The sequence below is a fragment of the Methanothermobacter crinale genome, from assembly GCF_055397825.1.
This window is the reverse complement of record NZ_AP042450.1, coordinates 1389181-1406170: the sequence shown is the minus strand read 5'-3', so window position 1 is coordinate 1406170 and position 16990 is coordinate 1389181. Positions and strand designations below refer to the sequence as shown.

At 41.6% G+C, this 16990-nt stretch carries 12 protein-coding genes; 6 read left to right on the top strand and 6 right to left on the bottom strand.

Annotation, left to right across the window (positions count from 1 at the left end; genetic code table 11):
• Nucleotides 1-124: 124 nt before the first annotated feature.
• Nucleotides 125-6526 (top strand): cobaltochelatase subunit CobN, encoded by a 6402-nt coding sequence (locus ACZ5XX_RS07975; protein WP_464584207.1) that lies wholly within the window; start codon nucleotides 125-127, stop codon nucleotides 6524-6526.
• Here the strand turns inward: ACZ5XX_RS07975 and ACZ5XX_RS07970 are convergent.
• Nucleotides 6523-7563, bottom strand: coding sequence for an SPOUT family RNA methylase (locus ACZ5XX_RS07970; RefSeq protein ID WP_464584205.1), 1041 nt, complete (start codon nucleotides 7561-7563; stop codon nucleotides 6523-6525). The genes ACZ5XX_RS07975 and ACZ5XX_RS07970 overlap by 4 nt on opposite strands.
• Before the next feature lie 161 nt (nucleotides 7564-7724).
• Between ACZ5XX_RS07970 and ACZ5XX_RS07965 the strand changes: the two genes are divergently transcribed.
• Genes ACZ5XX_RS07965 through ACZ5XX_RS07950 form a run of 4 tightly spaced genes read left to right on the top strand, consistent with a single transcriptional unit; the run spans nucleotide 7725 to nucleotide 10115 of the window.
• Nucleotides 7725-8435 carry a DUF2162 domain-containing protein gene (locus ACZ5XX_RS07965; protein WP_464584203.1) on the top strand — a complete coding sequence of 237 codons (711 nt, stop codon included), beginning with the start codon at nucleotides 7725-7727 and terminating at the stop codon, nucleotides 8433-8435.
• Between the two features lie 16 nt (nucleotides 8436-8451).
• Nucleotides 8452-9117, top strand: coding sequence for a MotA/TolQ/ExbB proton channel family protein (locus ACZ5XX_RS07960; RefSeq protein WP_464586334.1), 666 nt, complete (start codon nucleotides 8452-8454; stop codon nucleotides 9115-9117).
• A complete protein-coding gene (locus ACZ5XX_RS07955) occupies nucleotides 9089-9427 on the top strand; it encodes a DUF2149 domain-containing protein (RefSeq protein WP_464584201.1) in 339 nt (112 codons plus the stop codon). Before ACZ5XX_RS07960 ends, ACZ5XX_RS07955 begins: the two co-directional genes overlap by 29 nt.
• A 1-nt stretch (nucleotide 9428) precedes the next feature.
• On the top strand, nucleotides 9429-10115 hold the full coding sequence (locus ACZ5XX_RS07950; protein WP_464584199.1) for a HisA/HisF family protein: 687 nt from the start codon (nucleotides 9429-9431) through the stop codon (nucleotides 10113-10115).
• Nucleotides 10116-10454: 339 nt separating this feature from the next.
• Here the strand turns inward: ACZ5XX_RS07950 and ACZ5XX_RS07945 are convergent, their stop codons facing one another.
• Nucleotides 10455-10643, bottom strand: a complete 189-nt coding sequence (locus ACZ5XX_RS07945; RefSeq protein ID WP_464586332.1) for a hypothetical protein — start codon at nucleotides 10641-10643, stop codon at nucleotides 10455-10457.
• 339 nt (nucleotides 10644-10982) lie between these two features.
• Between ACZ5XX_RS07945 and pdxS the strand changes: the two genes are divergently transcribed.
• Entirely contained in the window at nucleotides 10983-11864 is an 882-nt protein-coding gene (gene pdxS, locus ACZ5XX_RS07940; RefSeq protein ID WP_464584197.1) for a pyridoxal 5'-phosphate synthase lyase subunit PdxS, read from the top strand.
• Nucleotides 11865-12135: 271 nt separating this feature from the next.
• Here pdxS and ACZ5XX_RS07935 read toward each other — a convergent pair whose 3' ends face one another.
• The 4 genes from ACZ5XX_RS07935 to ACZ5XX_RS07920 form a co-directional block, all read right to left on the bottom strand.
• A complete protein-coding gene (locus ACZ5XX_RS07935) occupies nucleotides 12136-12474 on the bottom strand; it encodes a P-II family nitrogen regulator (protein WP_464584195.1) in 339 nt (112 codons plus the stop codon).
• 18 nt (nucleotides 12475-12492) lie between these two features.
• Nucleotides 12493-13716, bottom strand: a complete 1224-nt coding sequence (locus tag ACZ5XX_RS07930; RefSeq protein WP_464584193.1) for an ammonium transporter — start codon at nucleotides 13714-13716, stop codon at nucleotides 12493-12495.
• A 440-nt stretch (nucleotides 13717-14156) separates the two neighbouring features.
• Nucleotides 14157-14672 (bottom strand): hypothetical protein, encoded by a 516-nt coding sequence (locus ACZ5XX_RS07925; RefSeq protein ID WP_464584191.1) that lies wholly within the window; start codon nucleotides 14670-14672, stop codon nucleotides 14157-14159.
• A gap of 525 nt (nucleotides 14673-15197) precedes the next feature.
• Nucleotides 15198-16619: a hypothetical protein gene (locus tag ACZ5XX_RS07920; RefSeq protein ID WP_464584189.1), complete on the bottom strand. Its 1422-nt coding sequence runs from the start codon at nucleotides 16617-16619 to the stop codon at nucleotides 15198-15200.
• Between the last annotated feature and the right edge of the window lie 371 nt (nucleotides 16620-16990).

The following is a 16990-nucleotide window of genomic DNA, read 5'->3' as shown; positions in this document are numbered from 1 at the left end:
ACACTATGATTTTTTTATGATATTATTTTTATATTACCTAAAAACTAGTAATACTTTCTCCATAAGATATATATATAACTACATTAAAAATTAAAAATGATCAAAGGAAGGGAGATTGGTTACGATGGAAAAGTTTCATAAGCTGTTGTGTCTTATCATCCTAACAGTTACAATATTCTCATTAACTTCATCATCTTACGCTGATCCATATTGTGGAGGCTTAAAACTCGAAACAGTCAAAAATGGGACTGTAAGTGGTGGGCTTTACGTTGATACTTACCTTGGCTGCACCGGACCAGCAAATTATAGCATGAATAATGCTGGCGATTCTAGTGTACTATATACTTTTAAGGATTTGCCTGCTAATGCAAGTGTTTCATGGGCACAACTCCATGTACTTGTATACCAGGGACATATGCAGAATGATTATCCGCTTAACGTGAATATCACATATAATGGGCATCTTCTAGAAAGCACACACCTATCTTCACAGTACGTTTTCCCTGAGTTGAATGAAGGAGCTCCCCAGTATGTTCAGATAAATGATCATATTGTGCGGGTTACAAGCGACTATCTCCTCTGGTATGATGTGACCAACATTACGGGAATTAGAAACTGGGCTAATGTGACCACATTTAATTGCACTACAGATGGTCGCATAAAACTTATAACCCTTGTAGTAGCCTATGACATCCCTGGAAGCACTGACACTGTCGACTACTGGGTTAACATGGGCCATGACGTGGACAATTATTATTACACAGATTATACTGGAGAAAATTATATTGGGGATACTGCTTTCAGATCAAATATCATAGGTGAAATTAAAAATGTTACAGCGACTGTAGTTTATGCGAGCAGTGTCGACGGCACCTATACATTTAACGGGAGGAGGCTTTCAGGTAATCAGTTAACTGGAAGTTACAGTGGATTAAATAGATGGAATGTAACTGGTCAATTCAATCCTACTGGAGAGAACACTTTAACATATGATGGTGCATTAACAGGTGGTTATGGCGGAAAAGGTTTTTATAAGATTATACTTGCCTTACTTGAGGCCAGGTATGAGCCACCTGTCATCAGAAAACCAGAGCTCTGGATACAATCCAAGCTTAAGGGAACATTCTATAAAGGCTTGACATATAATGTCACTGCTCTGCTTGGAAATGCAGGTGATCAAGACGCTAGTGGGGTTAGGGTTGATTTTGTTGATAATGGTGTGAGAGTTGGTAGTCGCATTATTCCATTAGTTAGGAGCGGTGAGACAACTACGATAGTGTTTAATTGGACTCCAGGGACTGTGGGCTCCCACACACTACAACTCTTAATAGACCCAGAAAACCGCATCCAGGAAATCAACAAAACAAACAATAAAATAGTATTGAATTTGACGGTTAACCAGCCCCTTCCCGATCTTATATGTAAAAGTACGGAATTAGCTGTTGATCTTATAGCTAATGAGACATACACATTCACTGTGAAAATATCGAATATTGGTCCAGCCAATGCTAGTGGGGTTAGGGTTGATTTTGTTGATAATGGTGTGAGAGTTGGTAGTCGCATTATTCCATTAGTTAGGAGCGGTGAGACAACTACGATAGTGTTTAATTGGACTCCAGGGACTGTGGGCTCCCACACACTACAACTCTTAATAGACCCAGAAAACCGCATCCAGGAAATCAACGAAACAAACAATGAATTTAACAGATCTTGCATAGTTAAGAAGGGTGGTAACGTTCTAGTCTTTATTATAAGTGATGAAGGGCAAGCGATAGTTATCAACCAGGCAGCTCATGACATGAACGTTCTTGGGTACGCTCCTATAAGGGAAAGTGTTCAGATACAGATCAGAAGCTGTGAACAGTTAAATAAAATGTCAGATAACGAACTCCTGCAACTCCTATCAACTTGTGACATATTCATCGGAGAATATCTCAGTGGCAGCGCATCTCAACGCCTACAAAAGCTGCTCTCAACCCACCCAGAAATAACTAACAAAACAGCTGGCATATTCCTCATACTAGAACCTGCAATAGTCTATAATCCAGCATATACAAGTCTCATGAAATACTCAAACATCAAAGGAGAATACATCCTCTCCAATATACAAGATGAGCTCCTAATCGACTACTATCAAAATACAAGAAAAGGCACCAATTTCGAACACGTGTTAAATTACACCTCATCATCTAATATTACTAGCATATTCCCACTAGAGTACAACATGGCAGTACTCTACAAAGACATTAATAATAAAAATGCGTTTGTAAATCAGATCGTCTGGGCTCTCAACCTTATTGGGGTTCCAAACACTGGCTACTGGAAACCTCCAACATGGGCAACCAGTGGCGAAAAACCATATGGGATTTACCGTCACGGATGGTATAACCTTACAGAATATGCTAATAAATATTTCAGGGCGAACGCCACAGGTTGCATAGGCCTCCTTGAAAGTAAAATGTACGTGGACAATCAAAAACTACAACCATACTATGCCATTATCGATGCATTAGAGGCTAGAGGATTTAATGTTATACCGGTAGTAGCATATGGGGCCACGCCCGAACAATTAAAGGTTATGGTGGAATCATTCACTGATGCACCCGACGTCGAAAGCTTCTTCGCAGACCCGTCCAAGTATAAAGTTTATGTTGATGCTATAGTAAGCATGCCAGCCTATGGTTTAGGCGGCGGTCTTTTCACAAATGTGACAAAATTCTTTGAACTCATAAATGTACCAGTATTTAAAGCTTTACATTCCGATTATTTACTTGCAGAACAGTGGGAGCTCAGCACCCTAGGATTAAGGCAACTCACAGGTGACAGATGGTGGCACATAGCCGTTTCAGAGTCCCAGGGGATTATAGATCCGGCAATTGTGGCCACGAACTCCGAACCGATCACAGACCCAGATACTGGATTATCTTATAGTCTTTACGAAATAATACCTGCCAATATTGAGCACCTTGCCGATGAGATAAAAGGCTGGGTTAAACTAAAAAGATTGTCGAACAATGAGAGAAAAGTGGCGCTAATCTACTATAATTATCCGCCAGGAAAGGATAATATTGGTTCAAGCTACCTTGACGTTATAACAAGCATCTATAATCTCCTTAACATCCTTAAAGAAGAGGGGTACACTGTAGAGAACATACCAGCCAATACAACAATACTCCATGATATGATAATCCAGAGGGGAATTAATGTCGCGCCATGGGCCCCCGGAGAACTTGAAAAACTCGCAGAAAATGCAATACTCTATCCAGTGGACAAGTACATGGAATGGTTCTCTAAACTTGACCCAATCACAAAATTACAAGTCATTGAAGGACCAATAGGATATATTGGAGAATTATGCAAAAGGGCGGTAGAATTAAATTATACAAATATGGAAGATCGTATAGACTCCTGGTACAGTGGTATAATATCATTATTGCCGGAAAACAAGACAAATGTAGCCATACCAGTATTGGATAAGATAGTGGCGGCTCTCAAGAATTATATTTTAACTAGGGATCAAAAATACTATAATGAATTCGTGGGATACAAGAGGCAGTTCTTTGCACTTAATATCAGTGGTTTATCTGGTTGGGGACAGCCCCCCGGCGATATAATGACCGTGGAAAAAAATGGTACAAAATATTTTGTAATCCCAGGGATGTGGTTTGGCAACATTTTCATTTGTCCAGAACCTCAGCGTGGATGGGAAGGAGATATTAACAAGCTTTATCATAGCATGGTGGTGGCTCCGCCACACCAGTACCTTGCAGTTTATGCTTACTTGCAAGAAAACACTGATGCGATGGTCCATCTTGGAAGACACGCTACCTATGAGTGGCTCCCTGGTAAAGAGGTTCTATTGGCATCCTATGACTTCCCCGAGGTCGTGACTGGTGCCACGCCACAAATCTATTATTATATAGTGGATGGACTCGCAGAGGGCATCCAGGCCAAGAGAAGGGGATCAGCAGTTATCATAGACCATTTAACGCCACCATTAACATTCACGGCATTATATGGTGGATATGCTTCGCTAGCAGCCCTCGTAGGTCAATATGATGGTGCTGACAATTCAACAAAAACAGAGATAATCAGTAAGATAAGGAAGACAATACAAGATAATAATCTCACACAACTTATAGAAATGACAATGGGAGTATCACTCAACAAATTAGATGGAGATGAGCTAGTCGATACAATAGAAGATTACTTGCTGCAGGTGCAGGATACATTGTATCCCCATGGTTTACATGCCATTGGTAAAAATTGGACAGAAGATGAAGTGGCGATGCTAGTCTCTTCGATACTATCAGTGCCATTCCAAGTTTCTACCGCTGAAGAGACAACATTACAGGATGAGGTGGCCCTCCTATTTTATAAAAAATCTTATGGGAACCTTACCAGTATACAAAAGGAGAAAGTGCAAGAAAAGTGCATAGGGATCGTGAAGAGTGTCATCACTAATGGATTGAATGCGACGCTTAACAATCTAACTAGCATGCCAACGGCTGGACTGAGAAAGGCATTAGAGTTGGCTCATGAATATGCGATGAAAGTATATGAAAGTATAGAGGCTGAAATAAAAGCTTTATTAAATGCTTTGAATTGTGGTTATATTCCACCAGGGGCTGGTAACGATCCTGTGAACAACCCTGATGCGCTGCCAACAGGTAGGAATTTCTTCCAGGATCAGGCAGCGGAGATACCTACAAAGAGTTCATTTGAATATGGTAAGAGTTTAGCTTTATTAACACTCCAAAACCTTAATGATACTGTGGAGAAAATAGCTGTTGGCATATTCTGCACAGAAACGGCACGTGATGATGCTGCACTAGTATCAATGGTGCTGGCGTTGCTTGGAATGGAACCCGACTGGTCTGATTCTCCAAGCGCTGGTGTGGGAGGCGCTAAACTTAAAGAAATGCCAAAATATGTAGAACTCAAGGATCTGGTACGACCAGAGGGTTGGGAGAAAAAGAGGATTGACGTTGTGATTATAACAACTGGTCTATTCAGGGATCTTTACAGCAGGCAAGCCGGACTGCTTGACAAGGCATTCAGAATAGCCCTTGCAAGATCCTACTATACAATATTAGATGATGCTAGGCTTAAACAAAAATATGGGGACAAGATAGAAAAAGCCTTAGATTATGTGCTAGGACCTGTTGGATTCTATGGTATTGGTGACGAACCATTAGATTACAATTATGTTGCTAAACATTGGGTTGAAGACTTCGAATATTACATGTCACTTAATATGACCCCAGAGATTGCTGGGGAATATGCAATCTCAAGGATATTCGCCCCACCAGAGAATGATTATGGAGCTGGGATATCTAAGAGCATACAGTTAAGTTGGACATGGGAGGATAGAATGCAACTTGCGGACTTCTACCTTAACAGGATGGGTAACATATATTCGAGCACTCAATGGGGGTTATCAAATCCACTAGTCTTCAAGAGGGCGCTTACTGGTGTCGGGACAGTATATACGAGTAGGAACACAAACTTGTATGGTGTCCTAGATAATGATGACTTCTTTGATTACTGGGGTGGACTTTCACTCGCCATAGAAAGAGTGAATGGTAAGGCACCGGCAATGTATGTTCTAAGTTATGGGAACAGGGGCTCTCCCAAGGTGATGACAATTGAAAGTTTCATAAGTCAGGAGGCGGCAAGCCGCTACTTCAACCCTGAATGGATCAAGGGCATGATGCAAAGCGACCCCACAGGCAGATACATTAGCAGAAAATTTATATCTAACCTAATGGGATGGACAGTTACACGATCCACGTATACAAGCGGGTTAGGTTCTTCACAACAGTTTTACAATCTATTGTGGCAGACAACATACAATGTATACATAAAGGACAGTTATAATATTGGAGTTACAGGTTGGCTTTCGAGTGGTAATAGGGCATATGCTATGATAAGTTCCACTGGTACGATGCTGAATGCTATCTATATGGGTTATTGGAAGACCGATGAGAATACCCTTAGAACTATAACTAATATGTGGGCTTCATCGATTTCAAGGTATGGTGTTTCCTGTTGTGACTGTAGCTGCGGTAACATTGCTATGATACAGTGGGCTATGGGGTATGTGAATCCTAACCTTTTAAGTAGGGTTAAGACGAAGCTTTACGGTGCTACAATGAATGCCGCGTTCGCGCCGACAGGAACTCCAGGAGTGCCTGGAAGTCCAGGACAGCCAGGAATTCCTACCCCAGGGACTTCAGGATCTTCTACTGGACATGCAGGGCCAACGCCGGGTTATACTGGCAGTCCTGGGATTGGAAGTCAAGCTGGTAGTCCAGGAACAGGAGGGGTGGTTGCAGCTGGAGCTGCCGCGGCTGCTGGTGCAGGGCAAGGTCCCGGAGCGTCTGGTAGAGTCTATGAGGTGAGTAGAACTGGTGGAGTGCCAGGGACAAGCTCAGGATTGCCAGTATACGCAGTTGCAGGGGTCATAACCCTAGTAGCACTTGTAGGTGTGGGGTATTTCCTTGGTGGCCGTGGTAAAATTTAAGTTTGTCCTTCTTTTGAGTATAGTTGGTAGAGTGTTGTGAGTGTTGCTGGTATGACATGTTCTGTTGCGAAGGTTATGTATGGTGTTAGGTCTATTATGTAGTCTGCGAATTTGAATAGGCCTCTAGGTATTCCTTCTCTTGATCCTATGAGTATGATTATTTCTTTTGATTTTCGCAGGTCTTTTTGTAGGTTTTCTTTTATTGCGTTTATTGTTTTTCCTTTGGGGTCTGTTATTATTATTGTTCTTTTTTTCCTTTTTTTGTCTCTTGTGGCTTGGTAGATGTCCCATAGGCTTATTGGGACTTTTTTTGTGGGCCATGGGTATGCTTCTTTTTGTATTTTGTATCTTGATTGTTGTCCTTTTTTCACGCCTTTTATGAATTCTGCGATTTCTTGGGCGTTCATTTTTTCTTTTGGGGCTATTATGAGTTCTTTGATTTCGTAGGCTTGGGCTGCTCTTCCTATTTTTTCTCCGAATTTTCTTGCTATTTGTGGTTTGCCCCAGTATGGCATTTGTATTATTGTTGTTTTGTTGAATAGTTTTCTTGCGTCTTCTTTTTCTGGTGTGTATTTTTTCCATTTTTCTTTTTTTCTGATGGATATGTATGTGTTTTCTCCGATTATTTCGATTTGTATTGTTTTATCTGGGGAGTTGAGGTTTACTGTGGCGTTTGTTAGTTGTAGTATTTTTTCTCCGAGTTTTTTGTTTATTTCTGGGCTTGTGAAGTTGTGTTTTCCTCTTCTTTTTGTTTTGACTGCGAATGTTTCATTCTCTTTTATGTGCTTTGCTATTTTTTCTGCTTTTTCGAGTATTTTTTCTAGATTTGATCCTGTTTTGTAGTGTATTGGTAATGTTCTTTCTATTTCTGGGATTTCTTGGAGTTTTTTTGTAGCTTCTTTGTCTGTTGTTTTTAGTATGATTAGACCTGAGTAGCCTTCTGGTGTTATCCAGGTTTCTGCGTTTTTGAGTTTTTCTTTTATGCGGGTTGCTGCAGTTCCTTCTAGGTTTTTTTGGGTCTTTATGATGAATTCCATGGTGTTTCCCCCTAAAAATATAAATATTAAAAAATGCTTTAGTTTATTTAAAGTAAACACGAAAAAGGGTTATTACTATAAGGGCAAAATAACTCCCACCAGTAATAATACAATTTATATATTAAATATTATATAAAACTAAACCCAGAAGGTGAAAAAACATGAGCCTTATAAACATTCTATGGGAAGCAGGAATACTATCAGTCATACTACTTTTCGGAGTGAAAATCGGACTAGCAATGGGATTCGCAGGACTATCCCGGAAAAAAGCAGCACTAATAATCATAGGTTACTCCGCCGGGATCATGGGATTATCAGCCCTCACAAACCCTTACATGCAAACACTACAAGGATACTTCACAAACTATGCTTCACTCATGACAATAATAATGGCAACAATCCTAATAATAGCAGGCACTTACACAATAAAAGAATGGAAACAACACCAAAAAAATACCGCCACAGCCACCTGCCTGGCAATGATAGCACCATGCCCATGCTGCTTCGGAGCAGTCATACTCAGCATAATACTAATAGCACCATTCATAGGGGCATCAGCCCTCACAATAGGAAAATACGCCGCAATACTCCTCGGAATATTCATAACAATATTCTACCTATCCTCAAAGACAATAGCAAAAGCCTCCAAAAAACCCTACCCAATACTATTAGGCAACTTCATGCTATTCGCGGGCCTATACTTCCTAGCATCAGCCATAGTACTACCCAATATAAACAGTGTCCTATCATCAAAAATGGGCCCCATAACAATCCCAGATCTGCGAACATTGGCATACGCCATCATAGGCACTATAATCCTCATGGGATTAGGAGCCTTCATAAACAGGAAAAATAGTGCACTTATAAGATGAATTTGAGGTGATAAAGTTGGTCGCAGTACCAGGCAGCGAAATATTAAGCGCCGCCCTTCACGTAGTATCCCAGAGCCTACTCATCCCAGTCATAGTAGGACTACTATTATTCATGGCATATGCCATAATATCACTCGGCGGCCTAATCTCAGAATACTCCAATAGGATAAAAGTAGAAGTAGACGAGATAAAAAATGCAATATTCTCCATGTCAAACCCAGGCAACCCAGAAAAGATAAAAGAGACCATAAAAACCCTAAAAGTACCCGAAAGCCAAAAAAGGATCCTAACAGAACTTGCAAGGGCAACAAACTTAAGTCCAAGGGCGAGAGAAGCCCTCGCAAGAAAGTTAATAGAAGCAGAGGAGATAAAGGTCGCGAAAAGCTTGGAAAAGACGGATATAGTGACAAGACTCGGACCCACACTAGGACTTATGGGGACGCTCATACCAATGGGCCCAGGGCTAGCAGCCCTTGGAGCAGGAGACATACAAACACTAGCACAAGCAATAATCGTGGCATTCGACACTACAGTCGTGGGCCTTGCAGCAGGGGGCATATCATATGTGATATCAAAGATAAGGCGAAGATGGTACGAAGAATACCTCTCCAACCTCGAAGCATTAGCAGAGACAATATTAGAGGTGATGAAGGATGCTGCGCCGACGGCGGAGATTGCTTGAAGGCCAAAATGAGGAAGACCCCACGGCAGGATCAGCTAACATAGTAGATGCCATGCTAGTACTCTCAGTAGGCTTCCTAATATTCCTAGTCATGTCATGGAACATGCAAAACGTCGTATTCTCCAACATGTCACCAGAAGAACGCCAAGCAGCCATGCAAGCCATTAAAGAAGTGGTTGAAATACAACAAGGACAGGAACTTAACACTACACCAGAGGTTGTCTCAGGGTCTGGATCGGGTATGGTTAAACTGGGCATGGTCTACGAGGATCCTAAGACAGGTAAACTTATCATGGTACAAGGAGCCTAACATGATAGAAGTTATACCAGTCCTGGACTTGATGGGCTCATTAGCAGTAGCAGGCAAATCCGGTGAGAGAAAAAAATACAAACCATTAAAGAGCATATTCTCAACATCCCCAAATCCTGTGGAAATAGCATTATCGTTAAAAAGGGCCGGGGCTCGGAGAATATACATAGCCGACCTTGACGCCATCACAGGCCAAGGCTCCAACATCCAAATTGTCCAAGAGATAAACCATCTGATCCCTGTAATGCTAGATTTCGGAGTTCAAGACTTCAAAGCCTTTGAATTCGGCCTAAAGATAGCATGGCAGGTAATAGTCGCCACAGAAACCTTAAGAGACATCAGAGAATTAAAAAAGATTTTTAGAGTCTTCCCAAAGTCGAGGATAGTGGTGAGTATCGATACAAAAAATGGCCAACTATACTCTAAAAACCTTAACATGACACTAGAAGAATTTAGGGATGTGCTAATCCAACTAGACCCCGGAGAAATCATACTCCTAGATTTGACAAGGGTCGGCACACAACAAGGCATCAACAGAGAACTCATAAAAAAATTCGAAAAATTTGACATAATCCCAGGTGGGGGTATAAAACTTCAAGATATAAAAATGCTATCATCAATGGGTATAAGAAAAATACTCGCCGGCACAGCACTCCACCAGGGAAAAATCCCATTATATATAGATTGAACCCCCCAAGGGATACCCACTAATAAGCCCCGATAACATGGGAACAAGAAAAAGTGTGTGTAAGGGCCAGCACCAATTAAAGGTCAAAACATCCTTGAAGGGCAAAAAAAGAGAATTCTAGGTGGAGTCCGGGATAATATGCTAAAAATTCCAGATACTGGACGACAAGTTCCCCATCAGATAATTAGGGCATCCTACTCCAATGTCAAATTTTTATAGCAAACATTCACTAACTACAGAAAGGATGTTGACATTGATAAAGTGTTCCTCGACGAAGAATGTAGGCTAAGATACATGGCAGGAATGGACCCTACGCGTGGGGGTGGCCATAAAAAGTTTTTAGACTCCTAATATGGTGCGGAGGATTACAAATGGTAGGAGTCCCGCCCCAAAAAATAGGATTATGCCGGCTAATGTCTTTTTTTTGTTCTCGTCCATTATACCATCACAGATTAGGATTATGCTCAGAAATCCAAGAATGGCCGGCATGACATGAGAATAGAATATTGAACCTGTAAGTGTTTCCATAACCAAAATAACCACTCCTATTCCCGTATTAGAAGATAATCCTATATATAAGTTTCCCCCGTATATTTTATCTTTCTATTGTCTGTATAGGCTTCATCCTTCCAGAAGCGAGATAGTTAAGTTTATAATATGTCAAATACAAGAAATATTTGAAGGGGAGGGTATCCAACCCTTCAAGTCCATGAGAGCAGAGGGTGTGAATTTGCCAGTGAAGGGATAAGGAGTCCCCTAGGTGGGATAAACTCCTTCACGATGTCCCCCCATCCATGGATGGGTAGTTCACATGCCTTCAAAGTCAACCTGTCGTTGAGAACGTTCTAGGTGGGAGGGTCAGATTTTATGTTACATGGTACAGAAGTTCTAAAGAAAGGTTTTGCAAAGATGACCAAGGGCGGCGTTATAATGGATGTAGTGGATAGTGAACAGGCCATTATAGCAGAGGAGGCTGGAGCGGTTGCAGTGATGGCCCTTGAGAAGGTCCCTGCCGATATAAGATCTTCTGGCGGGGTTGCTAGGATGGCTGATCCAAACAAAATAGAAGAGATAATGGATGCGGTGACCATCCCAGTCATGGCAAAGGTTAGAATAGGCCATTTTGTGGAGGCCCAGATACTTGAGGCTCTTGGCGTTGACATGATAGATGAAAGCGAAGTTTTAACCCCAGCAGATGAGAGATTCCATATTGATAAAAAAAGGTTTAAGATACCCTTTGTTTGCGGTGCAAGGGATCTTGGAGAGGCTCTTAGGAGAATTGATGAAGGAGCCGCTATGATCAGGACAAAGGGTGAGGCGGGCACTGGTAATATCGTGGAGGCAGTCCGTCATATGAGGATAATAATGGGACAAATAAGAGAAACCAGAGAAAAGGAAGAAGAAGAACTCTGGGAATTCGCGAGAAAAATAGAAGCCCCACTAAGACTAGTAAAGGAGACGGCTAAACTTGGAAGATTGCCAGTTGTGAATTTTGCGGCTGGTGGTGTTGCAACACCAGCAGATGCGGCTCTTATGATGCAATTAGGCGCGGATGGTGTGTTCGTAGGATCTGGGATATTCAAATCAGAGAATCCAGAAGCTTATGCAAAGGCTATAGTAGATGCAACTGCACATTACAATGAACCAGAGGTCCTATTAGAGGTTTCAAGGGGGCTGGGAGCGGCCATGCCAGGCATCGAAATAAGTGAACTTTCAGATTCTGAAAGATTACAAGAAAGGGGATGGTAAACCCCTCGATTATATTCTACTTTTCTGGGAAACAAAGAAATCGCAGTTGGGTGGGTGATCTTCCCCCTCTTTTTTTATTGGCTGTAGGTTAAAATATTCCAGTTTTTCAACAACGTCCTATCCTGTTTCAAGTCTATGATTTTGAGCATTTCAAGGGTCTTGTCCCCCCCTATTCCCCCATAGAGTTTTGGGGGAGATGGAGAGCTCTGTTATTTATGGAACGGCCCATGGTATTCCTCAAAAAAATATAATCCCCCATGAAGGGGGTTGTTTAAACGGCTTTTTCTCCTCTTTCTCCTGTTCTTATCCTTACCACGTCTTCTACTGGTAGTATGAAGATTTTTCCATCGCCGATATCCCCTGTTTGGGCGCTTTTCACTATCGTGTCCACGACTTCTTCGAGTTTATCGTCATTTACTATTATGTCAAGGCGTGTTTTTGGTAATAAGTCGATATGATATTCTTTTCCGCGGTAGCTTTCTCTTATTCCAAGTTGTCTGCCGCGTCCTTTTACTTCGGTGACGGTCATACCATAACATCCTACTTTAGAGAGGTTATTTTTAACTGTTTCAAGTTTTTCAGGTCTTATTATTGCGGTTATAGCTTTCAATTTTGGTTTCCCCCCATTTTATAGTCTGTATCCTGTTTCTTCATGTAAGTTTGTGTCAAGTCCTTCTATTTCTTCTTTTTCTGATACTCGTAGTCCAATTGTCACATCCAGTATTTTACCTATGATTAGTGTTACTGTGGATGAATAGGCCATCACAACTACCACTGATAGTACTTGTATTAGTAATTGTCCGGGGTTGCCATAGAATAGGCCCTTTCCGAGTTCATTTATGAATGGGGCTGCGAATAGGCCTGTTGCTATTGAACCCCAAAGGCCTGAGACTCCATGTATGCCGAACACGTCTAGTGCGTCATCGTATCCAAGTTTTGCTTTTAAGTTGGATACTGCAAAGTATGAGAATATGCTGGTGATCAAACCTATTATTATGGCTGCTGGTATTGTCACATAACCTGCTGCTGGTGTTATGGCCACTAGACCTGCTATTGCACCGGATATCGCGCCTAGTAGTGTGGGTTTGCCTGTTTTAATGCAATCTAGGATTATCCATGATATCATAGCGGCTGCTGTTGCGGTATTCGTCGCGAGGAATGCTGATGCTGCAAGTCCCCCTGCTGTGAGGGCCGAGCCGGCGTTAAAACCGAACCAACCGAACCATAAGAGTGATGCGCCTATCACTGAGTATCCAAGATTGTGTGGTAAGAGTTTTGTGTCTTTTCTTTTACCGAGCAAGTATACGAGAGCTAATGCTGCTATGCCAGAGTTTATGTGTACTACTGTGCCGCCTGCGAAGTCTAGGGCGCCAAGCTGGTTAAGGAAGCCGCCGCCCCATACCCAATGTGCCACTGGTACATATACTAAACTTACCCAGAGTATGACGAATGCTGTCCATGCTGAGAACTTCATCCTTTCTACTATTGCACCTGATATCAGAGCTATGGTGATGGCTGCGAATGTTAACTGGAATCCTATGTATATTAGGGTTGGTATTGTTGGTGCTAATGTTGCAGGGTCATTAATGTTGATATTGTTCATGAAGAGGTTTGTTATGTTGCCTATTATACCGTGTACGTCTCCGCCGAATGCTAGTGTGTAGCCGTAGATTACCCAGATTATGCTTGTTAGTGCGAATGCTATTAAGGACATGAAGATTGTGTTTAATACGTTTTCTTTTCTTGTTAGTCCGCCATAGAATAGTGCTACTCCGGGTACTGTCATGAGTAATACCAGGGCTGTTGATATTAGCATCCAAGCGGTGTCGCCAGGGTTTATTGTTGCGTTCATATTATTTTTCCTCCACCAAATTTATCGGAAACCGGAAACCTTATTCCGACACTATTGTGTTGGCGAATCATCATATATAAAGATTACCGATCCATAAAAAACAGTCCTGTAAAAATCACACATACGCCATTTCATAGTGAATGATATCCTATGACGGTTTAACCAACACCCCCCCACTTTCCAAAGCCTAAAAAGAAAAAGATGTAATGAGGGGCTTTTCTACCATAGCTAATGTAAGGAAAAATAAAATGTTTGTGATATTGTTGATTATTCCAAAAAAAGAGAGAAAAAACGCCTTCTAAGGTTTTTGCATGGAATGGGATATAATATGGGCCTCTTTTTTCTCATTTCATGTAAATCAAGGAGAGACGGTTTTTTCTGGCTTTTGCGCGGGGTGTCTTTTCTGATAATATACATTATCCAAAAACCCTTTACATGCCCTAGTGGCCTGTCAATGACCAGTGGAACACCTTAACCTGGACTATTATCCAGATTATCCTTGTGATTATGAGGAGTATTATGCCGACAATAATCGCCCTCAAAACTTCACGTCGCGTGCTAAGGTAATTCCCTTTTAATCCTGGCATTTTATCAGGGAAAAGATAATATGTCGCGATAAACAGGCCAAGAGACAACATGAACAAACCCCAGGCCACATCCCCTTTAAACATGCCAACAACACCCCTTATAACCATGAAGGCAGAGAAAAGGAGTGAGAAACAGAAGTATCCCCTAATTGGGTATCCTTTCCCATCCCATTCCCATTGGAAGGTGTCAGCCCTCAAAAAGGACACAAAACCAATATACTCCACGAGGATTACAAGAGCAACCACTCCTGGCACTATCTTAGGAGCGAAGACAAAGCAAAGACCCGCCGAAAGGAGAAAAAAAGGGAGAAGGACAACCATGAAGCCGAACGAGAAGGCTCTGGGCGTCCCTACACCACCTTTTTTCACTTTTTCTCCTGTAACTCTCTCATAGAATCTAGTCTCCGCATCTAATAGTCCTAGAAATCATGGTAGTGTGAACCATATGCCCGTCGGAATCAGCCTATCTGTTGATGCCATGATCTATCCTTCCATTTTTTTTAGGAGGGTTAGCCAGTTCAAATTTACTTGATCTCGGAATAAATTCATTGCAAAGTAGACGACGCTCACATCAAACCAAGTCCCTCACAGAAAATTACAATTCCCCCTAAAATAAAAAATAAACCGACACAGCGAGACGCTAATGGATCTCTTTGCGGTAAGAAGATAAAATTCAATGCACCTGCTATAATAAATATAATACCGTCGCCAATGTACTTTAGATGTTCGGATATTATTCCCATTATACGAAATATTATTAGGAGAACAATAGCAGAAGCAAGAGGGATACATAGGATATAGAATTGCTTTGGGTTACTTTCCATTTTTCTTTCTCCTCCAAGTTTTTGTCTGCCCTCCCTTACCTTCTGGAGGAAGACTTAAGGTTTAGCCTATTCATTCAACTTCTACAGACTCCTCCATCATCTTCAGGCCATCGATTATACCGTTCATAGCTATAACAGCCCCTACAAGTGAAATACCGTCAGTTTCAGGCGCTGCAAGGATCGCTGAAATAAACATGTAAGTACTGCAACTTACCAGCAGAACCCCGTAAATGTACTGTAGCCAATCTTTTATTTTTATTTGTTGGGTGTGTTGGGTTATGTCTTTATGGTAGCATGCTCCTCCTGTTCCTATTGTGCCATACAACCATCCTATTGGCGTGTATTCAGCGACTATTGTTTGTCCGTTGCATGCGAGATCAATGAACATGCCGGTTTGTTCGTTAGGCGTTCCTATACTTAGCCATTCTATGAAGACTGGGTCATGTGTGATGATTGCATTTCCATTTTCAACTGCTTCTAGGATTCTTTCAACAGGATCTGATGCGTTAACCCCTATCTTCTTTAGTATTATTGTTTCGAGTTTTTTAAGTAGCAAACCCCTTGCAATGTTAAATACTTTCACTCTCTTGTCAAAGTCTCTGTAGTTGTTGCTGTCTTTCATATCCCAGAAATAGTCGCCGGATGTGTCGATGGTAATGAAGGGTGTGTGCATGTATGTGTATCCGCTGCCGCCTATGAACCCAAGTTGTGTGACTCCGCAGATCATGAACAATGGATAATTCTTTTGATATCCTATGCTTAGGTTTTGAGCCAGTATTGGTAGACTGTCCTGCCACATATATAATGTTTTGAAGGCTGTTAGGAATGTTCCATATGCTGCAGCTTCCCATGACGTCATGTCATTTAATTTCCATGCTTCCCAGTTCGCCCTGATTGGGTCGAGTTGTAGATTTTCAGGATCGGCGATGCACAAAGTTATTATTTCCTCGAAACCTGCGTTACCATCCGCCGCTTGCAAATTCTTGTAATGAATCTTTACATCCTTACTGAATAGATAAAATGGGCCCTTCCCTGTGGATGGTTTGCATTTGATGGTGATTTTGAAGGTTGGGTCATAATAGGATCTCCATGTTTCATGGTCGCCGCCCCATCCTTCCCTGAATCCTTCAAAGAGCCATGGATCATAAAAGCTCCATTTTCCCATGGTCTGTCCATTGACAATTAAACCTATCTGTTCACATGCTCCTGTATCATCTTCAAAATGCTCTGCTGTTTCCGCGTCTCTGAAATAGATGCTTATCCACTTCATATCTTCATGGGGGACTTGAATGTCTATCGTTGATGGGGGCGATCCTGTAGGCCCTGGAATTATCCAACCTCTTGTCTGATTTATGCTTATGATTACGTGATCAGGTTGCTGGTCAGCAGAGCCTGTCGCCACCACTGTTAAATTGTCTTGGCCGGCTGCTGAAACACCACCTATAAGGAAAAAACATAATAGTAGGGTTAAGAAGAAAATATTCTTCCTCATCCTAGTCACCCCCAAGTCATACAAAATACTATAAAATTATCACTATATAATTTTTTTGTTCATCGATGTGGAGTGAAAAGTGATAAGAGAAAATATAGATCCTCCCCCTTAGCTTATGAGGGGTCCTGTTCGTCTAATCATCGGAGGGCAGACTCCTCCTTCGCATAGATTCACATCCTTCATGATTTGGGGGCGCATTTTAGATGATAACAAAGTGGAGTTGAAGTTTCTTTAAAAAGGGATTCTGCCAGGGCTTAACAGGAAAAATAGGAAGATTTAGTTTTTTTGCTTGTTGATAATTATAAGGGTTTAAGACAATCCCTTTTCCTTTTCACCCCCAATCCTTGTTTTGTTGGATTGGCTATTGCAAT